At 61.0% G+C, this 18,334-nt stretch carries 16 protein-coding genes and 2 pseudogenes; 14 read left to right on the top strand and 4 right to left on the bottom strand.

Annotated elements, in window-relative coordinates:
* Positions 1 to 8: 8 nt before the first annotated feature.
* Complete coding sequence (locus AB7933_RS20020) at positions 9 to 503, bottom strand: DUF1543 domain-containing protein (protein WP_024075959.1); 495 nt, start codon at positions 501 to 503, stop codon at positions 9 to 11.
* A gap of 106 nt (positions 504 to 609) precedes the next feature.
* Here AB7933_RS20020 and AB7933_RS20015 point away from each other — a divergent pair, with 106 nt between their 5' ends.
* On the top strand, positions 610 to 1,431 hold the full coding sequence (locus AB7933_RS20015) for an aldo/keto reductase (protein WP_024075958.1): 822 nt from the start codon (positions 610 to 612) through the stop codon (positions 1,429 to 1,431).
* A 53-nt stretch (positions 1,432 to 1,484) separates the two neighbouring features.
* On the opposite strand, the pseudogene AB7933_RS20010 reads toward AB7933_RS20015, so the two are convergent.
* From AB7933_RS20010 to AB7933_RS20000, 3 genes and pseudogenes are all read right to left on the bottom strand, one after another.
* A pseudogene (locus tag AB7933_RS20010) lies at positions 1,485 to 1,937 on the bottom strand (Hcp family type VI secretion system effector); the annotation flags it as partial.
* Position 1,938: 1 nt separating this feature from the next.
* Complete coding sequence (locus tag AB7933_RS20005; RefSeq protein ID WP_004577240.1) at positions 1,939 to 2,901, bottom strand: IS30-like element ISPpu17 family transposase; 963 nt, start codon at positions 2,899 to 2,901, stop codon at positions 1,939 to 1,941.
* A 96-nt stretch (positions 2,902 to 2,997) separates the two neighbouring features.
* Positions 2,998 to 3,069: pseudogene (locus AB7933_RS20000) on the bottom strand (type VI secretion system tube protein Hcp); the annotation flags it as partial.
* Between the two features lie 477 nt (positions 3,070 to 3,546).
* Between AB7933_RS20000 and tssA the strand changes: the two are divergent.
* Genes tssA through icmH form a run of 13 tightly spaced genes read left to right on the top strand, consistent with a single transcriptional unit; the run spans position 3,547 to position 18,330 of the window.
* Positions 3,547 to 5,100 carry a type VI secretion system protein TssA gene (tssA, locus tag AB7933_RS19995; protein WP_081730343.1) on the top strand — a complete coding sequence of 518 codons (1,554 nt, stop codon included), beginning with the start codon at positions 3,547 to 3,549 and terminating at the stop codon, positions 5,098 to 5,100.
* Positions 5,101 to 5,134: 34 nt separating this feature from the next.
* On the top strand, positions 5,135 to 5,632 hold the full coding sequence (tssB, locus tag AB7933_RS19990) for a type VI secretion system contractile sheath small subunit (RefSeq protein ID WP_024075955.1): 498 nt from the start codon (positions 5,135 to 5,137) through the stop codon (positions 5,630 to 5,632).
* Between the two features lie 26 nt (positions 5,633 to 5,658).
* Entirely contained in the window at positions 5,659 to 7,134 is a 1,476-nt protein-coding gene (gene tssC, locus AB7933_RS19985) for a type VI secretion system contractile sheath large subunit (RefSeq protein ID WP_024075954.1), read from the top strand.
* Between the two features lie 14 nt (positions 7,135 to 7,148).
* Positions 7,149 to 7,550 (top strand): type VI secretion system baseplate subunit TssE, encoded by a 402-nt coding sequence (gene tssE, locus AB7933_RS19980; protein ID WP_024075953.1) that lies wholly within the window; start codon positions 7,149 to 7,151, stop codon positions 7,548 to 7,550.
* A complete protein-coding gene (gene tssF, locus AB7933_RS19975; protein WP_024075952.1) occupies positions 7,540 to 9,327 on the top strand; it encodes a type VI secretion system baseplate subunit TssF in 1,788 nt (595 codons plus the stop codon). The genes tssE and tssF overlap by 11 nt, the downstream gene beginning before the upstream one ends.
* Positions 9,291 to 10,298 carry a type VI secretion system baseplate subunit TssG gene (gene tssG / locus AB7933_RS19970; protein ID WP_024075951.1) on the top strand — a complete coding sequence of 336 codons (1,008 nt, stop codon included), beginning with the start codon at positions 9,291 to 9,293 and terminating at the stop codon, positions 10,296 to 10,298. The genes tssF and tssG overlap by 37 nt, the downstream gene beginning before the upstream one ends.
* A gap of 12 nt (positions 10,299 to 10,310) precedes the next feature.
* A complete protein-coding gene (locus tag AB7933_RS19965) occupies positions 10,311 to 12,749 on the top strand; it encodes an AAA family ATPase (protein ID WP_024075950.1) in 2,439 nt (812 codons plus the stop codon).
* Positions 12,746 to 14,272, top strand: a complete 1,527-nt coding sequence (locus tag AB7933_RS19960) for a sigma-54-dependent Fis family transcriptional regulator (protein WP_024075949.1) — start codon at positions 12,746 to 12,748, stop codon at positions 14,270 to 14,272. Before AB7933_RS19965 ends, AB7933_RS19960 begins: the two co-directional genes overlap by 4 nt.
* Before the next feature lie 27 nt (positions 14,273 to 14,299).
* Positions 14,300 to 14,431: a hypothetical protein gene (locus AB7933_RS19955; RefSeq protein WP_024075948.1), complete on the top strand. Its 132-nt coding sequence runs from the start codon at positions 14,300 to 14,302 to the stop codon at positions 14,429 to 14,431.
* A 15-nt stretch (positions 14,432 to 14,446) separates the two neighbouring features.
* Positions 14,447 to 15,637 carry a type VI secretion system-associated FHA domain protein TagH gene (tagH, locus tag AB7933_RS19950; protein WP_024075947.1) on the top strand — a complete coding sequence of 397 codons (1,191 nt, stop codon included), beginning with the start codon at positions 14,447 to 14,449 and terminating at the stop codon, positions 15,635 to 15,637.
* A gap of 5 nt (positions 15,638 to 15,642) precedes the next feature.
* On the top strand, positions 15,643 to 16,128 hold the full coding sequence (gene tssJ / locus AB7933_RS19945) for a type VI secretion system lipoprotein TssJ (RefSeq protein ID WP_041161236.1): 486 nt from the start codon (positions 15,643 to 15,645) through the stop codon (positions 16,126 to 16,128).
* 1 nt (position 16,129) lies between these two features.
* A complete protein-coding gene (gene tssK / locus AB7933_RS19940; RefSeq protein WP_024075945.1) occupies positions 16,130 to 17,458 on the top strand; it encodes a type VI secretion system baseplate subunit TssK in 1,329 nt (442 codons plus the stop codon).
* A gap of 5 nt (positions 17,459 to 17,463) precedes the next feature.
* A complete protein-coding gene (gene icmH / locus AB7933_RS19935; RefSeq protein ID WP_024075944.1) occupies positions 17,464 to 18,330 on the top strand; it encodes a type IVB secretion system protein IcmH/DotU in 867 nt (288 codons plus the stop codon).
* Positions 18,331 to 18,334 lie beyond the last annotated feature (4 nt).

Here is an 18,334-nt window from a genome sequence, read left to right as displayed (position 1 = left end):
CACGGCGATCAGGGCAGCACGATATAGTCGTTCTGCTGCACGATTGGCCGGTGCGGCCCCTGCACAAGGTGGACATAGCGGCCGTCCACCAGGTCGATGGGGAGGCAGTCATCGATATCCAATACCCCGTCGGTGTGAGCCTGGGACCAGTGGCGCAGCATCTGTCGCTGACCCTTGGCTTTGGCTGCCTGTTTGTTGGGCGCGACCACCAGCAGGTAGTGATGGGCTTCGCCAAAGCTGTGGGCTTCATAGCCGCCCAGGTTGATGAAATACAGATGTTGCGCCCCGGCCTGGGGTGCCAGGGGGCTGAGCTCGACTGTCCAGCCATCGACACCCTCCACGGCCATCCAGGCATCGATATGCACACCCTTGGGGCTGCCAAACCAGGCGTCGCGCAATTGCGGGTAGGTGCCTTCCAACGTATCCGCCACGGCGAATACCACATCATGGACTTCGATCCGGGCGCGGGGGTGCTTGCCCCCGAGCATCACGACAAACAGCATTGCAGGTCCTTCCTGGCAGCTTGGCAAAGGGCAACCATACTTCGATTGAACCCTTTTGTCCGGCCAATGCCACACTGTTAACCCGCGAACTCATCAGGAGATTGTCATGCGAACCATTGATCTGGCCGGCGTTCCCGTCCCTGTCATCGGCCAGGGAACCTGGCGCATGGGCGAGAACCCCGACCAGCGCCGCGCCGAAGTCGCCGCGTTGCAACTGGGGATCGACGAGGGCATGACCCTGATCGATACCGCCGAAATGTACGGCGAAGGGGGGGCCGAGGAGGTGGTCGGCGAGGCCATTCGCGGCAAGCGTGACGAGGTGTTCCTGGTGAGCAAGGTCTACCCCCATAACGCCAGCCACAAGGGTGTCCCCCGTGCTTGCGAGGCCAGCCTCCGGCGCTTGGGGACTGATTACATCGATCTGTATCTGCTGCATTGGCGCGGCCAGTATCCGCTTGAAGAAACGGTCGAGGCCTTCGAGCGGCTGCGCGAAGCCGGCAAAATCGGCCGCTGGGGCGTGTCCAATTTCGATGTCGCCGACCTGCAGGAACTTGCTTCCCCGGCCTGCGCCACCAACCAGGTGCTCTACAACATTGAAGAGCGCGGTATCGAATTCGACCTGCTGCCATGGTGGCAACAGCATCACTTGCCATTGATGGCTTATTGTCCGATTGCCCAGGGGGGTGGGCTGCTATCCAGCCAGACGCTCAAGCACATCGCTCACCTTCATGAGGTCACGCCTGCCCAGGTGGCCTTGGCGTGGGTGTTGCGCCAGGAGGGGGTGATTGCCATCCCCAAGGCCGTGACGCCCGAACACGTGCGCCTTAACGCCAGCGCCGCGAACCTGGTGCTGGATGAACACGATCTGGAGGCCATCGACCGGGTGTTCGGCGCGCCCAAGCGCAAGCACCCCCTGTCGATGGTCTGAGTGTCGCGCAGAAACGGCGCCGTCCCTGGCAGCCGTTTGCGCATCAGGCCGGGTCAGCCGGCCGCCGGGCTGCGCCAGTCGTCCGAGCCGGATGTACCGGAGACCTCATGGGTCCAAGTGATCTTGCGATAGCTGAAGTAGACGTCTTCGAGGTGGGTGAAATGCGCGTTGTCCGGGTCCTGGCAATTGGGCATGCGCGACTGGATGTCGACGATGGTCGCCCCTTCGAGTTCGATGGTGAAGTAGTGCTCCTGCGTGCCTGCCGCTGAGGTCCGCAGCCACTCCAGTCGGCACTTGACCTCTTCGCCGCTGGTGAGGGCGCTGAAGAGCAATGGCGATGACTTGTCGAAGACCTTGCTGATCATCAACGGTTTATGCACCCTCTGCCCCGTCGGTTGGCCCGATTGCGGGTCGCGGGGAATGATTACCTGGTGAGCAAACGCCTGCACGAGAATCTGGTCCTCATGACCTTCCTGGTAAATGCCACCTACCGAGTCCTGCCTGAATTCAACACATAAGTGCAACGCTCACCCCTGTATGCACTTCGTACGGCGTCTTCCAGCCCAAGCGCTTGCGCGGGCGTAGATTGATCCTCGCTACTGTCCGATTGACGGCTTCGACGGTCAGCTTGCTGAAGTCGCTGCCCTTGGGGAAATACTGGCGGAGCAGACCGTTGGTGTTTTCATTGGTGCCACGTTGCCAGGATGAATAGGGGTCTGCAAAAAAGACCTGGCACTGGCTCCGTAGCGCGATGCGTTCATGCCCGGCAAACTCCCTTCCGTTATCCAGCGTCAGCGTGTGAGCGGCATGGCCCTGAAGCATCAGATTGATCGCCCGCGTTACCTGCCGGCGCGTTCTGCGCTTGACCGGATAGGCGCTCAGATAGCCGCTTTTGCGATCAACCAGGGTCACCAGGTTACCGCCCAGTCCATGTACCGTATCGCCCTCCCAGTCCCCCAGGCGCTCGCGGCTTTCGACCTCGGCTGGGCGTTCACTGATTGACACGCGATTACGCAGCTGCCCGCGCCGATCGTGGCTTCCATAGCGTTTCCGGTAGCGCTTTCGGCGATGTCGCAGATAGGTATAAAGCTCACCACCGGCGCGCTGTTCGGCGGCAATGAACCGATAAATCCACTCATGGCTGACCGCCCGGCTTGGCTGCTCCTGCTTCAACCGCTGGGCGATCTGCTCCGGACTCATGCCATGCTTGAGCCACACCGGGAGATGATGGCTGAGCCATGTCGCCGGCTTGCAAAACTTGCGCGCACCCGCTCGACGAGCATCACTTTCATGGGCCGCAGAAACAGCCTTGTAGATATTCTGGGTGCTGTTGCGGCGAACCTCGCGACTGATCGTCGAGGGATGCACGCCGACCCGCTTTGCAATGCTCGCCTGGCTCTCTGCGGCGCTCAAGCCAGCCTCAATCTGGTAACGTTGTCCCTGAGTCAGCTGCCGGTAATGCGTAGTCATCTGCGCTTGAATCCTTCGGTGTGAGAGCCTGGATTCTACCGGTGGCTGGCTCTCTGCCTCTCGTTTCAAGCGTTGCGCTTATTCTATGAATTCAGGCTGGGTAAAAGTGCCTGCCGTTATCAAACCTTGCTTGACACCGGTAATAGAAAGATACGCGGGTGTTGGCATGTCGGGTTTCCTTGCCTTATTGATAGGGAGTTCCATTCGGCGACGGGCCGGATGGGCAAAACCCCTATAACAAGAAGCGTGCCTGAAAGTTGGAACTCCAATGAAATAAGGGGTTCGATGTGGCGTGCGCTTGTATTTTATAAGTTGCGGGGAGGCGGGGGCGATATTAACGGCTGGTATTTGCGCTTAAGTGCGCAATTAGTTGCTTGTTCTGTTTGGGCCGCTCTAATCAATGAAGTGCGAGCAGTCAGGGTGTTTTGCAACGGATTAAACTGCGCAAATTGCTGCGCAGGCCAGGTTTTATGGTGATTGTAGGAAATTCCTTAAGTGGGTGCATGTTGCTTGCTGAATGTTTTTTGCGTGACTAATGTTCGCTCGCTTCGTCACGTTTTTCACGAAGCTTCATGGCTTACTGGTGCGCAGCCAATACGCAGTTAGTTCGCCGGTCCTATCTTGGATAATCGTGCGCGGTTAAAAATGATTTACTCAGACACGCTTTGCGCTTATTACCTTGAGGTCGCCCGAACGCCATGTTCAGATGCAAGTTATGCCGGCAGTGAAGTGCGCTTCTCCAGCGAATATGAAGCCCTTGAAACCGAGCTGGCCAAGGCCCAATCGATCCACGGCGGCAGCCAGCCAGACTGGCAGCTCGTCAGGGTCATCAGCGAAGGCGTGCTGCGTCAGCATTCCAAGGATTTGCGGGTCGCGGCATGGTTGACCTGGGCGTTGTACCAGCGTGAATCCTTTCCTGGTTTGCTGGCGGGCCTGGGCCTGCTGCGTCATCTTTGCGAACAGCATTGGGCGGCTGTCCACCCCGCCAAGATGCGTACCCGTGGCGCAGCTTTCGGCTGGCTGGTGCTGCGCCTTGAGCCCTTGTTTGCGCAAACCCTTGCAATCGCGGATCAGCAACCACTGTTCCAAGCCATCCTTGAACACCTTTCCAGCCTGGATGAATGCTGGAGCGCATGCCTGGGAAGCGACGCGCCACTCCTTCTGCCGATTCGCAGGCAATTATCAGAGCGCCTGGCGCGCACGGCGCAATGCGGTCCCGAGCCGGCCGGTGTGACGGCGGTCGTTGCACAGGTCAAGCAGGCAGCGACTCAATTGCTCAAGCCGGAAGCTGCAATCGATAACGAAAAAGACGCACATAAGCGACTTCGCACCCTGCAGGACCAGGCTCGCCCATTGTGTACCTGGTGGCTGCGCCAGGACGCTACAGACCTGCGCGCATTGCGCCTGGGCCGTACGCTGGCCTGGCTGCCCCTGGTCAGTTACCCCGACGCCGACAGTGCAGGGATCACCAGCCTGCGTGGCCCCACATCCGACAAGCTCAACCGTTACCAGGAGCGTTTTGCCCAAGGTCATTACGCCGACCTGGTGCTTGAGCTTGAAGCGAGCCTGGCCAGTGCGATGTTCTGGTTCGACGGTTTGCGCATGCAGTGGGAGTGCCTCGAGGCGCTGCAGGCTCATCTGGCGATGTCCGAGGTGGAAGTCAGCCTCGCCCTGTTGTTGCAACGCCTGCCGAACCTCCTCGGGTTCTGCTTTCACGACGGCGTTCCGTTTGCGGATGCTGCGACTCGCGACTGGATTGCGCTGCAGGTGAATCGCCATCTGCAAAGAACCTCACCCTCGCAGATATCGATCGATGCCGACGCCGAGCCGTGGGAGAGGGCGTTGCAGGATGTCATGCCACGGTTGCGCAAGGACGGGCTCAAGGCCGCCGTCGGGGAACTCAGGCAGGGCCTGCATGCCGCACGCGGCGAGCGAGCGCGCTTCCATTGGCGTTTGGCCCAGGCCCGGTTGTGTGTACTGGCCGGCAAGTACGAGCTGGCGAGAATCCAGCTTGAACAGTTGGATCATGAACTGCAGCAGGCGGGGCTGGACCGTTGGGAGCCTGGCCTGGCGCTGCAGGTGGCGCAGTTGCTGTATCGCTGCTGCGACCTGTTGCCACAAAGCCATGCCGTGCGGGAGCGCAAGGAAGACACCCATCGCAGGTTGTGCCACTTCGACCTGGAAGCGGTACTTGAATAGGCTTTCGAGCCGCTCGAAAAAAAGGAGATAGACCATGGCCAAAGAAGGTTCGGTAGCACCCAAGGAACGCATCAATATCACCTTCAAACCTGCCGTTGGAGACGCACAGGAAGAAGTTGAACTGCCGTTGAAGTTGTTGGTACTGGGGGATTTCACCCAGCGTGAGGACTTGCGCAAGCTGGAAGACCGCAAGCCGATCAGTATCGACAAGAACACCCTGGACGAGGTGCTGGCCAAGCAAGCGCTGGAGTTGGCGCTCAGCGTGCCCAATCGCCTCCAGGACGCGCCCGACGTTGAAGAGCTGGGCATACAGGTGCGGATCAATTCGATGCAGGACTTCAACCCCGCAAGCCTGGTGGAGCAGATTCCCGAACTGAAAAAGCTGATGACGCTGCGTGAAGCGTTGATGGCATTGAAGGGGCCACTGGGGAATACGCCGAGCTTTCGCAAGGCCATCGAGCAAGCCCTGGCCAATGATGAATCCCGTGCTCGGGTATTGGCCGAGTTGGGGCTGGGCAGTTCCACCGTATGACTTTTTCAGGAAAAGGACACTGAACGATGAGCGCACAACATAAACCGCTGGCCACATCAACGGATGACAACGGCGGCATCCTTGACAACATTATTGCCCAGACGCTGCTGACGGTTGACGACGAGGCGTATGGCATCGCCAAGCGCGGGGTCTCGGCGTTTATCGAAGAGCTGGTCAAACCGCACAACAGCGGTGAGCCGGTCAAGAAACGCCTGGTCGATCGGATGATCGCCGAAATCGATGCCAAGCTCAGCCAGCAGATGGACGAAATTCTCCACCACCCGGATTTCCAGGCGCTTGAAGCCGCGTGGAAGGGCCTGCAGTTGCTGGTCGATCGCACTAATTTTCGCGAGAACATCAAGATCGAACTGCTGAATGTCGCGCGGCAGGACCTGTTGGATGATTTTGAAGACTCGCCGGAAATCAACCAGTCCGGGCTCTATAAACACATCTACAGTGCCGAATACGGTCAGTTTGGCGGCCAGCCGGTAGGCGCCATCATTGCCAACTACTTCCTCTCGCCCAGCGCGCCGGATGTCAAGCTGATGCAGTACGTTTCCAGCGTGGCCTGCATGGCCCATGCGCCGTTTATCGCGGCTGCCGGGCCGGGGTTCTTTGGCTTGGAAAGCTTTACCGGGCTGCCCGACCTGAAGGATCTCAAGGATCATTTCGAAGGCCCCCAGTTTGCCAAGTGGCAGAGCTTTCGCCAGAGCGAAGATGCCCGCTACATCGGCCTTACCGTGCCACGGTTCCTGCTGCGCACCCCCTACGACCCGTCGGAGTGCCCGGTCAAGACCTTTGCCTACCAGGAAAACGTGGTCAACAGCCACGAACACTATCTGTGGGGCAATACTGCCTACGCGTTCGCCACGCGCCTGACCGATAGCTTCGCCCGGTTTCGCTGGTGCCCGAACATTATCGGTCCGCAAAGCGGTGGCATGGTGGAGGACCTGCCGTTGCACCACTTCCACAGCATGGGCGAAATCGAAACCAAGATTCCTACCGAGGTGCTGGTTTCCGATCGTCGCGAATATGAGTTGGCCGAGGAAGGCTTTATTGCCCTGACCATGCGCAAGGGCAGTGACAATGCCGCGTTCTTCTCCGCCAGTTCCGTGCAGAAACCCAAGTACTTCGGCACCAGCGCCGAGGGCAGGGAGGCCGAGCTGAACTACCGCCTGGGTACCCAGTTGCCGTACATGATGGTGGTCAACCGGTTGGCCCATTACCTCAAGGTGCTGCAGCGCGAACAACTGGGTTCGTGGAAGGAGCGCACCGACCTTGAGCTGGAGCTCAACAAGTGGATTCGCCAATACGTGGCGGACCAGGAAAACCCCAGCGCCGAAGTGCGCGGCCGGCGTCCGCTGCGAGCCGCCCGTATTGTCGTCAGTGACGTCGACGGGGAACCTGGCTGGTACCGCGTCAACCTCAGTGTGCGACCTCACTTCAAGTACATGGGGGCGGATTTCACCTTGTCCCTGGTCGGCAAGCTCGACAAAGAATGAGCAGGCACCAGGGGATGACACATTACTGCAGCCTATTCGAGCGCCTTGACGGCCAGGCACCTGCCCAGGCGAACAGCGTGGCGTCCATCGCGACGCACCTGGGCAAGATGCTCAGCACGCGTGCGGGCAGTGTCCAGACATTGCACGACTACGGCTTGCCGGATCTCAATGACCTGCGCCTGAGCCTGCACGAATCATTGAGCCGATCGCGCCTGTCGATCGAACGGTTTATCCAGGCCTATGAGCCGCGTTTGGCGAACGTGCGCGTAAGGCTATTGCCCCGCGACCGCGATCCCCTGGTCCTGGCATTTGCCATCGAGGCCACGCTGCTCGCCAATGGAATCAGGCAACCGGTGGTGTTCAGTGCGCTTCTGGGTGATGGTGGGCAGGTCGAGGTTGCGCCGGATGACCTTTAATCGTTATTACCAAAGCGAACTCAGTGCCTTGCGTCAGCTGGGGCGACGTTTCGCCGAGCGCAATCCAGCCCTGGCACCGTTTCTCGCAGAGGCCGGCCAGGACCCGGACGTGGAGCGTTTGCTCGAAGGCTTTGCGTTTCTCACCGGCCGCCTGCGGCAGAAACTGGATGACGAATTACCCGAACTGACCCATTCGTTGATGCAGTTGTTGTGGCCCAACTACATGCGGCCTCTGCCATCGTTCAGCATCTTGCAGTTCGATCCGTTGAAACGGGCAGGGCCTGCTGTCCGGGTGGCGCGCGACACCGCAGTGGAAAGCGCGGCCATCAATGGCGAGCGCTGTCGCTTTCGGACCTGCTACAGCACCCAGGTCATGGCGCTGCAACTGAGCGCCGTGACGTATGTCTTCCAGGGTGAGCGAGCCCTGTTGGACCTGCGGTTGGACATGAGCGCTCCGGGGAATTTCAGTGAGTTGGTGTTCGACACGTTGCGGTTGCACCTGGCCGGGGATCGCCACGTCAGCCAGGGGTTGTACCTGGGCCTGCTGCGTCATCTCGACGGCATCGAGTTGTTGCTTCTCGGTGATGACGGCCAGCCCGTCAACGGGACCGATGGGCAGGCAATGTCGCTGCGGCTGTGTGCCAGCCAGGTACACCCGGTGGGGTTCTGCGAAGAACAGGCGTTGATTCCTTACCCAGTAAATACCTTCCGTGGTTATCGCCTGCTGCAGGAGTATTTTGCCTTCCCTGACAAATACCTGTTTGTGGATGTCAGCGGTTTGGATCGGTTACATGGGGTGCCCCAGGCACTGCTCAAACGGGTGCGTGGCATGGTGATGCGTTTTGAACTGCGCACCCAGGGGCATGAGCCGCAACGCCCCGGCCTGGACAACGTGAAGCTCTATTGCACCCCCATCGTCAATCTGTTCAACCATGATGCCGTGCCCGTTCGCCTGGACGGCAAGCAGGATGAGTACCTGCTGGTGCCTGGGGAATATACCCGCGGCAACGCCGCGGTGTTTTCCGTGGACAGCGTGACGGGATGGCGCCCGGGTGGCCTGGGTTATCGGCATTACGTACCGTTCGAGTCCTTTGAACACGACAGCGCCACCCCAGCCTCGAACATGGCCCCCAGCTACAGCCTTCGCCAGCGTGCATCGGCACAGCATGCCGGTCTCGACACCTGGATCGCGTTTGAGCGTGACCAGGGGCACGAACAGGAAACACTGTCGATCGAGTTGACCTGCACCAATCAGAACCTGCCGCTGCAGCTACAGGTGGGGCAGGTCAACCAGCCCTGCGAGCAGACCCCGGAATTTCTGGCGTTTCGAAATATCACCGTGCCGACCACGAGTCTTGCTCCGCCCCTGGACCAGGACTTCCTGTGGCGACTGATCAGCAACCTGTCGCTCAACTACCTGTCGTTGACCGATATCAATGCCCTGAAAGTCATCCTCGAAACCTACGACCTGCCGCGTTATCACAGCCGCCAGGCGCAGAAGATCAGTGCAAAGCGGTTGGGAGCGCTGCGCGCCATCCGGCACGAAGCCGTCGACCGATTGCTCAATGGCCTGCCGATTCGCGGTGTGCGGGTGGACCTGTCGATCGATACCCAAGGCTTCCTCGGCCAGGGCGAAACCTTTGTATTCGCTTCGGTGCTCAACGAGTTTTTTGCGCTGTACGCCAGCTTGAATTCGTATCACGAATTGCGAGTGATCAGCACACAAGGAGATGTGTACCTATGGCCACCCCGCATGGGCGAGCAGCCCCTGCTTTAACCGAACTGTCCCGTTTCATCCGCGAGTACTCGCTGTTCCAGGCGGTGTTACAGGTGATCGAGCGCTTGCGTGATGCCCATCCACTGCTGGATGAGGACGCGTTGTATGACCAATTGGAATTCCAGGCCAATCCAGGCTTGGGCTTTCCCGGACACGACATCGATCGAGTGGAGTTTTTTGTGGAGTACGGTCAATTGCGCGCGCGGCTTCGCCTCAATGTCCTCGGGCTATGTGGCGCGGGGTCACCACTGCCCGCGTTCTACGCGGAGCAGGCGTACGCAGAGGTGTCAGGCGGTAACGCCACCCGGGATTTCCTGGACGTGTTTCACCACCGCCTGCAACGGCTGATGCTGCCGATCTGGCGCAAATATCGTTATCGAGCCTGCTTCCGACGGGGCGCCAGTGATGCGTTCTCGGCGCAGATGTTTGCCTTGATCGGACTGGGAGGCCAGGACATTCGTCGGGCGGCAGCGCTGGACTGCAAACGGCTGCTGCCTTACCTGGGGCTGCTGAGCCTGCGCGCGCATTCGGCGGCAATGATTGAGACGGTGATGCGCCATTACTTCAAGCACCGCCGGTTGTTCATCGAACAGTGGGTTGAACGCAGCGTGTCAATCAACGGACAGCAGCGCAATCGGCTGGGGGCGGCCAACCACACGCTCGGCCAGGACCTGGTGCTGGGGAGTCGGGTCACCGATTGCAGCGGCAAGTTCACCGTGCATCTGCTCGGGCTCGACTGGCAACGATTTCACCAGTTCCTGCCGACCGGGGAGGACCTGCGCCCCTTATGTGCACTGCTGCGCTTAACCGCGCGCGCACCGCTGGAATATGACGTGCGCCTGGTGCTCGCCGAAGGGGAGATCCGCGCGCTGCATATCGGCGAACGCAATGTGTGTCGCCTGGGATGGACCAGTTGGCTGGGGCATGAGCGGGCGGATGGTGTGGTCACGCTGGCTGGCAATGCGCATTAAGGACTGATGATTATGATGAATGTAGACCTGCAACAATTGATACGGACATTGGCGGCGCAAACCCGCAGCGACCTGGAACGCTCGGCTGAACGTTGTATCGCCCGGGGCGGTCGCGAAGTGCTGGTGGAGGACCTGCTGCTGGCGCTGCTGGAGCACGCCGATGGCGTGTTGGCCAAGGCGCTGGCAGAGGCCAACGTAGCGCTGCACGAACTGCAGGCGACGCTGCAGCCAAAGACCGCGCAGTGTGCAACCCGCAACCCGGTGTTCGCCCAGGCTTTGGTGCAGTGGTTGCAACAGGCGTTGATGGTTGCGCACCTTGAACTGGGGCGACATGACGTTGACCAGGGCGCCCTGTTGCTCGCGCTGCTACGTCATCCCCTGGAGCACGCCGGCAGCGGTTATCAAGGTATTTTGAGCCGTTTGGACGCTGATCGCGTACGTGACTTCTTATTGAGCCAGGGCGCACAAGTCCAGGCAGTGGTGGCTGAATCATGGTTGCAGCGTTTTACCCAGGACCTGACGCGCCAGGCCCGTGAAGGCTTGATCGACCCTGTCATCTGCCGGGAGGGTGAAATCCGGCAATTGATCGACATCCTCGTGCGTCGACGCAAGAACAACCCGATCCTGGTCGGAGAAGCCGGGGTCGGGAAAACGGCGATTGTCGAAGGCTTCGCCCTGCAAGTGGTCGCATCGCAGGTACCGCCAGCCCTCCAGGATGTGCGCGTGCTGACCCTTGATATGGGGCTGCTGCAAGCGGGGGCTGGTATCAAGGGCGAATTCGAGCGCCGCCTCAAGGGGGTGATCGACGAAGTCAACGCCTCGCCCCAGGCCGTGATCCTGTTTATCGACGAGGCTCATATGCTGGTGGGGGCCGCGGGGCCGGGTGGTGCGTCGGATGCCGCCAACCTGCTCAAGCCTGCGTTGGCCCGCGGTCAACTGCGGACCATCGCCGCCACCACCTGGTCGGAGTACAAGCAATACATCGAAAAGGACCCCGCATTGGCGCGGCGTTTTCAACCGGTACGGGTGGGCGAACCGAGTGTCGAGGCCGCGGTATCGATCCTGCGTGGACTGGTGCCGGTCTATGAGGCCAGCCATGACGTGTACGTGCGCGATGATGCGGTTGTCGCGGCAGCGCACATGAGCGCGCGGTATTTGGCCGGGCGCCAGCTACCGGATAAAGCGGTGGATGTGCTGGATACGGCGTGCGCAAGGGCTCGCACGTGCTTGTCGGCGCGGCCCGAAGCCTTGCAATGCCTTGTCGCCGAGCTTGCCGAAGGGACGCGGCAACACCTGGCGCTGCGCAGGGATGCCGAGGTCGGGCTGCCGGTCGATGAGGTGGCCCTGCAAGCCTTGAGCCTGCGACTGGATGCCCTGGAGCAGGAGCGCCAGGCCCTGGAGCAGTGCTGGGTTGAACAGCGCGAGCAGCCGACGGCAAGCCCGACGGTGTGCCCGCGCCTGGTGGCCCAGGTCATCAGTGCGTGGACCGGGATTCCCGTCGAGCAAGTGGCCCTTGAACCCAGCGAAAAAGTCCTGGGGTTCGCCGATGCCTTGCGAGCACGCATTCTGGGACAGGAGCCGGTCGTGCAGGCGCTTGATCGCAGCCTGCGGGCCGTAGCTGCCGGCCTCAACGAACCCGATGCGCCGGTAGGTGTATTCCTGCTGGCCGGCCCCAGCGGTGTGGGCAAGACCGAAACCGCGCTGGCGCTGGCCGACCTGCTGTACGGAGGCCAGCGGTTCGTCACCCTCATCAATATGTCGGAGTATCAGGAAAAACACTCACTGTCTCGATTGATCGGTGCACCTCCGGGTTACGTGGGCTACGGCGAAGGCGGTGTCCTGACCGAAGCGGTGCGGCAACGCCCTTATTCGGTGGTGTTGCTCGACGAGGTCGAGAAGGCAGACCCGGAGGTGTTGAACCTGTTCTACCAAGTCTTCGACAAGGGCTTGGCCAATGATGGCGAAGGGCGGGAGATCGATTTCCGTAATACGTTGATCCTGATGACCTCCAATCTTGGCAGCGACTGCATCAGTGAGGCGTGCGCCGACGGCCTGCGCCCGGACATCGAGGTATTGCAAGCCGCGATCCTCCCCGCGCTGCGGGCACACTTCAAACCGGCGTTGCTGGCCCGGATGCGGGTGGTGCCCTATTACCCGGTGACGGGTGAGGTGCTCAATGACGTGGCACGCCTCAAGCTTGCGCGCCTTGGCCAGCGATTGCAGCAACGCCAGTTGGCGTTTACCCACACGCCCGAGCTGGTGGCGCACATGGTCCGGCTCTGCACACACGGTGACAGCGGAGCGCGCGCGATCGATCAGTGGATCGAGTCGGACCTGCTGCCGCAGATCGCTGATCGGCTGCTGACTGCAACGGTGGGCCATGCAGGTCTGTCACGGGTTCATGCACGGCTGGATAGCAGCGGTCGGCCAGTCTGCGAGTTCGGCCAATGATGAAAAGCCTGTTTACCCCATTACCCCATCCCCTGACCTATGCCGAGACCTTGCTCGGCTGGTTCTGCCGACTGGGCCATGAACACGACGAAACCACGCTGGCGGACTTGTGCGTGACCGGCGCTGCGCAACTGAGCCAGTGTGAACTCAGCCAGCTGTACCTGTTCGATGAGCCGGCGGGCAGGCTTGAGCTGATCGCCCAGCATCTCCACGGGGCGCTGCCGCCGGGCGACCCAGCGTCGGGCCCTGGCTCCCAGCGTGAACCTCTGTTGCACTACGTGCTGACCCAAGGGCAGCCCCTTACCCTGCATGACCTGAGCCAGTGCGTGCATGACATCGGGTTCCTGCCGGCAGTGGCGCAGCCTTGGCATTGCCTGTCCTGCATACCGCTGCTGGGGCGCAGCAAAACCATCATGGGGGTATTGCTGTGCGCCAGCCCGCGCCCAGCCCAATTGCAAGGTTATGTTGCCTCGCTGGCGCGCCTTGGCGGCTTCGCGCTGGCGCAATTGAGCCTGTTGCGACGGATGCAGCCCGCATCGGAGGTCACCCGGCTCAAATCGAGAGCGCCCGCCACTCGTGTGTACGGCTTGATCGGCAACAGTGTTGCGATGAACGAGACCTGCCGCTTGATCGGTAAGGTCCTGCACACGCCGTACACCGTGTTGCTGCGTGGCGAGACCGGTACCGGCAAGGAAGTGGTGGCGCGGGCCATCCACGCCGCCGGGCCGCGCAGCGCTAAAGCGTTCGTGGTGCAGAACTGCGCCGCGTTTCCGGAAGGCCTGTTGGAGAGCGAGCTGTTCGGCTACCGCAAGGGCGCATTTACCGGGGCCCAGCGCGACCACGTCGGGTTATTCGATGCAGCCCATGGCGGCACGCTGCTGTTGGATGAAATCGGTGACATGCCGCTCTCACTGCAGGCCAAGTTGCTGCGCGTTTTGCAGGAAGGAGAAGTGCGTCCGCTGGGGGCCAATGCTTCCCATAAGGTCGATGTCCGCATCATCGCGGCGACTCACCGTGACCTGCTTGCCATGGTGGCCCAGGGGACCTTCCGCGAAGACCTGTATTACCGGCTGGCGCAGTTTCCCATCGAGTTGCCGGCGCTGCGTGAGCGCGACGGCGACGCGCTGCAACTGGCGCGTCATTTCGCCGACGAGGCCTGTATGGCACTCGGTCGGCCAGCTGTTGGCTGGTCAAGCGCGGCCCTGGATCAACTGACGAGTCATGGCTTCCCCGGCAATGTCCGCGAACTCAAGTGCCTGGTGGAGCGCGCGGTGCTGCTGTGTGATGACGGTGTGATCCTGCCGCTGCACCTGGCGCTGTCGCCGCGAACGGAGGCCGCTGTAGAGACCACATTACGCCAGCGCCTGGAGAGGGTGGAGCGCATGGTCCTGATCGATTGCCTGCAGAAGAACCGTGGTAATCGAACACGCACCGCCCGTGAGCTGGGCGTCGCTCGCCGCACGCTGCTCTACCGGCTTGCCCGCTTGAATATTCCTGTTGGTGAAGCCAAGGGGGAGTGCTGAATGCCTTGTGTCTATGGGAGATACCCGATGCCTGATCGTCTGTGGCAAGCCATGTTGCTTGTGTTGTGTGTGCTGGGCGGCTGTAACGCCAATTATGTCTTCGATGATGCTGACTACCGTCCGTTGGGCGACCCGCAAGCGACCAGTCGCGGCCAGTGAATGGAGGACCCGAGCATGCAACTGGTATTTGAAGTGTATGACGGCGCTGGCACCGAGCCGCTGGCCGGCGCTCGCAAGACGTTTGCCGGTGTCGGCGGTGTGATCGGTCGCGGGGCCGGTTGCGACTGGGTGATCCCCGATGCCAGTCGACTGTTGTCCAGTCACCATGGGCTGGTGAGCTACCGTGAAGGTCGCTACTTTCTGACGGACATCAGCAGCAATGGCATTTGCGTGGCCGACAGTGGTGAACGCCTGAATAAAGGGCAGGCGCGACTGATCGCCGACGGTGATCTTTTTCAACTGGGGGCATTGGCGATACGCGCAAGGCTTATCGAGCCGCCGGCCCCGCCCGGCGCGCGGCGATTTACGGCACCGGGGCCGATTCCCGACGATGCTTTCCTGGCCCTGGACCCCATGCAGGCGCTGGATGATGAGGACCTCACCCATCCGTCATTGGACGGGCTGGACGCATTGAGTACTGTCGCCCAAGAACCGGGGCAGTGGATGACTCACAGCGCGGCGGACCGAGACCATCTGGTCTTGCCTCGATGGGTGGAGCCCGACCTGGAGGAGCCCCCGAGCCCGCAGGTTGTCACTGCGCCAGCGGACAACGAGTCCTTTTGGACGCAGTTTGCGGCAGCGCTGGGGATCCGCCTCGACGACGTTGACAGGCCAGCGCGAGAGGCATTGGCGATCAAGGTCGCCGGCTTGCTCAAGCTGAGTATCGAGGGGTTGCAGCACAACCTGCGCACCTGCGACGAACTGAAAAGTGAATCGAACCTGGCGCCCGCCGCTCCCGTTGTGAACAGCCCAAACCCCCTCAGGCAGTGCGCGGATGCCGAGACGGCGTTGGCCGCATTGTTGGGCATCAGCGAATTTGGCCAACTGCCCGCCGACCTGGCGATCACTCAAGTGCACCGGGATATGCAGACGCATCAGATTGCATTGCTGGCGGCATGTCGTGCCGCGGCGCGCAGCGCGCGGGAAGCGTTCGCCCCCAGCTATCTGCTGCTGTGTTTCGAGCGCCAGGACAAATCGCCCCGGTTCAACACCGACGGTGCCCAATGGCGCGCCTATCAACGTCACTACCAGCGCCTGGTCGAGGCTGAACCGCTCACGGGACACCTGTTGGGCAAGGACTTCGCCAGAGCCTATGACGAGCAGGTCCGCCTGATCTCCACCCTTCATGTGGACTACCCGGGATGATGATCATGTATCGAGCCGCCGTTGCATCCATGCTGGTGGTATTCAGCCTGTTGACCGGGTGCAGCACCCTGTCGCCTTTTTCTACCGTGACCAAGCTGGACCTGAAGCTGGTCGCCAGTGATCAGGTCAACCCCGACCTGCACGGGCGTCCCTCGCCGATCGTGGTGCACTTGCTCGAGCTGCGCCATCCCGTGGCCTTCGAGAACGCCGATTTTTTCAGCCTTTACGGGCGTGCCGAGCAAGCCATGCCCAAGGACTGGGTAAGCAGCGAGGAGCTGGAAATGCGCCCCGGCGAACGGCTGGAGCTCAAGCTCAAGGTTGAACCGCAGAGCCGTTATGTGGGGGTGCTGGCCGCCTATCGAGACCTGCCCCATGTGCAGTGGCGAATGGTGGTGTCGCTTAACCCGCAGAAACTGACCCGGGCCAGCCTGGTGCTTGACAAGGCTGGCATCCGGGTCGCCAACCCGATTTCTGGTGCGAGGCAGGATTGATATGCTCGTTCATAAAGTCATTTGGCAGGAAGGCATGTTGTTGCGGCCCCAGCACCTGCAACACAACGATCGTTACTACAACCAGCAACTCAACCGCACCCGCCTGCTGGGCTGCGACACCTGGGGTTTCATCACCCTTGAAATCGACCTGCAGTACCTGCGCCTGGGCAAGATCGTCGTCAACCAAGCCAGTGGTGTATTACCCGACGGCAGCCTCTTCGAGTTGAGTGCCGCCATGGAGCCGCTGGTCCTGCAGGTACCTGCCAACGCGGGCAGGCAAGGGATCCATCTTGCGTTGCCGTTGACGACCCACAACCAGATCGAGGCGCGCAAGCAGGACCAGGCCGATGTCTGGGCACGCTATATCACCTGGCCGATGGACGTTGGCGACTCCAATGCCGGTGTCGATTTACGTTGTCAGATTCACTGCGGCCGTCCGGACCTGCGCCTGCTGCTGGGGGAGCATCACAGTGACCAGGCGTGTGTGATGCTCAAGGTCGCCCAGGTTGTGGATTGCACGGATGAAGAGGGCGTGAGCCTGGACCCGGAGTTCAGCCCGACCTTCATGTATGTCCAGGGATCGGCTTATGTATCGTCGTGCCTCAAGGAGGTGATCAGCCTGCTGGCCTGCCGAGGCGACGCCATTGCAGAGCGTATCCAGGGCAACGGTGCCGCCGCCGGTTCGCAGATCGGCGACTTTCTGATGCTGCAACTGGTCAATCGTTGCGAGTGGGTCCTGCGTCACTATCTGGGCCAGGTTCAGGTTCGTCCGGAAACGGTGTTCCGCGAGTGCCTGTCGATGCTCGGTGAGTTATCGACGTTCGCCCATGACAGCAAGCGTGCCCAGTTGGACGTGCGGTATCGGCATAACGACCAGGGCGCCAGCTTTCGTGGGCTGATGGAGGGCATTCGCTCCATGCTGTCGATGGTGCTGGAGCAGCATGCCATGGAGCTCGCGCTGCAACAGCGTCAATACGGCGTGCTGGTATGCCCGGTGAGCGACCTCAAGCTGCTCGGCAGCGCGACCTTCATCCTGACGGCCAGCGCGCAGTGTGATTCGGATGAGCTTCGTCACCGTTTGCCGGCGCATCTGAAGATCGGCCCGGTGGAGCGTATACGCGAACTGGTCAACCTGCATCTGGCGGGCATCAAGGTCAAGCCGCTGCCGGTGGCGCCGCGCCAGTTGCCGTTCCATGCCGGCAAAACCTATTTCATGCTCGAACTCAGCGCCCGGGACATCACGCAACTGGAGCATTCGGGTGGGTTTGCCTTCCATGTCGGCGGCGAGTTTGCCGAGCTTGAACTCACCTTCTGGGCCATTAGGAACTGAACACTATGACCACGGACCGTGAATACCCACAGGACGAAAAAACTGTCCTGCTTGATCGTGAAGGACGGGGGCCGGCGCAGGGCGCGATCACCGATTTCCCCACGCCACCGCGCTTCGAGCAATTGGAAGACCGAATGATCTACGCGGCCCGCTTGCAGGGCGCGCAGACCTTCAATATGGGGCTTAACCCGCTGGTTGCGGTCGCTTGGGAATTACTGGCGGAGGTGGCCCGGCTCAGGAGCCATTGCGGTCGGGAAAGCTTGCAAACACTGAATGATCGGCTGTCGGAAGGGGTCACCCAATTCGAGACCCGTGCCTTACATGAGGGGAGCGAAAACGGCCAGGTCATGTCGGCGCGTTATGTGTTGTGCAGCGTGATCGACGAAGCGGTGGTGACCACCGCCTGGGGCAGTCGCAGCGACTGGTCGAAGGTCAGCCTGCTGAGCCGCTTCCATAACGAAACGTTCGGCGGCGAAAAGTTTTTCCAGCTGCTGGAGCGACTGTCCCGAGACCCGGTCAAGCACATTGCGCTGCTGGAATTGATGTACCTGTGCCTGGCGATGGGGTTTGAGGGTAAATATCGGGTCATGGAGCGTGGCGTGCTGCAACTTGAAGCGGTGCGCGATGCCTTGTATCGCCAGGTCAGGCATGTCCGGGGCACGCCGCTGCCTGTCTCTGTATTACCGCCACGGGTGGAGCCCGTACGCCATAAAGCCCCGCGCAAGCTGCCGACCCTTTGGGTTGGAATCCTTTGCCTGGGCTGCATGCTGGCGATCTATTCGGGGTTTGCCTGGGTATTGGGCAAAGAGCGCACACAGGTGCTGCAACCTTTTCAAATTTCGGCGCCGGATCTGACTCGGACGCCCCTGTAACGCT

The organism is Pseudomonas gorinensis (assembly GCF_042015035.1).
Lineage (GTDB): Bacteria > Pseudomonadota > Gammaproteobacteria > Pseudomonadales > Pseudomonadaceae > Aquipseudomonas > Aquipseudomonas gorinensis.
Note: the sequence above shows the minus strand (reverse complement) of the source record. Positions and strands in the feature narration are given on the sequence as shown.

What these genes read in the sequence shown, in the direction of transcription:
- AB7933_RS20020 (WP_024075959.1), bottom strand. Translation starts at nt 503, where the DNA reads ATGCTGTTTGTCGTGATGCTCGGGGGCAAGCACCCCCGCGCCCGGATC.
- AB7933_RS20015 (WP_024075958.1), top strand. Translation starts at nt 610, where the DNA reads ATGCGAACCATTGATCTGGCCGGCGTTCCCGTCCCTGTCATCGGCCAG.
- AB7933_RS20005 (WP_004577240.1), bottom strand. Translation starts at nt 2,901, where the DNA reads ATGACTACGCATTACCGGCAGCTGACTCAGGGACAACGTTACCAGATT.
- tssA (WP_081730343.1), top strand. Translation starts at nt 3,547, where the DNA reads ATGATTTACTCAGACACGCTTTGCGCTTATTACCTTGAGGTCGCCCGA.
- tssB (WP_024075955.1), top strand. Translation starts at nt 5,135, where the DNA reads ATGGCCAAAGAAGGTTCGGTAGCACCCAAGGAACGCATCAATATCACC.
- tssC (WP_024075954.1), top strand. Translation starts at nt 5,659, where the DNA reads ATGAGCGCACAACATAAACCGCTGGCCACATCAACGGATGACAACGGC.
- tssE (WP_024075953.1), top strand. Translation starts at nt 7,149, where the DNA reads ATGACACATTACTGCAGCCTATTCGAGCGCCTTGACGGCCAGGCACCT.
- tssF (WP_024075952.1), top strand. Translation starts at nt 7,540, where the DNA reads ATGACCTTTAATCGTTATTACCAAAGCGAACTCAGTGCCTTGCGTCAG.
- tssG (WP_024075951.1), top strand. Translation starts at nt 9,291, where the DNA reads ATGGCCACCCCGCATGGGCGAGCAGCCCCTGCTTTAACCGAACTGTCC.
- AB7933_RS19965 (WP_024075950.1), top strand. Translation starts at nt 10,311, where the DNA reads ATGATGAATGTAGACCTGCAACAATTGATACGGACATTGGCGGCGCAA.
- AB7933_RS19960 (WP_024075949.1), top strand. Translation starts at nt 12,746, where the DNA reads ATGATGAAAAGCCTGTTTACCCCATTACCCCATCCCCTGACCTATGCC.
- AB7933_RS19955 (WP_024075948.1), top strand. Translation starts at nt 14,300, where the DNA reads ATGCCTGATCGTCTGTGGCAAGCCATGTTGCTTGTGTTGTGTGTGCTG.
- tagH (WP_024075947.1), top strand. Translation starts at nt 14,447, where the DNA reads ATGCAACTGGTATTTGAAGTGTATGACGGCGCTGGCACCGAGCCGCTG.
- tssJ (WP_041161236.1), top strand. Translation starts at nt 15,643, where the DNA reads ATGTATCGAGCCGCCGTTGCATCCATGCTGGTGGTATTCAGCCTGTTG.
- tssK (WP_024075945.1), top strand. Translation starts at nt 16,130, where the DNA reads ATGCTCGTTCATAAAGTCATTTGGCAGGAAGGCATGTTGTTGCGGCCC.
- icmH (WP_024075944.1), top strand. Translation starts at nt 17,464, where the DNA reads ATGACCACGGACCGTGAATACCCACAGGACGAAAAAACTGTCCTGCTT.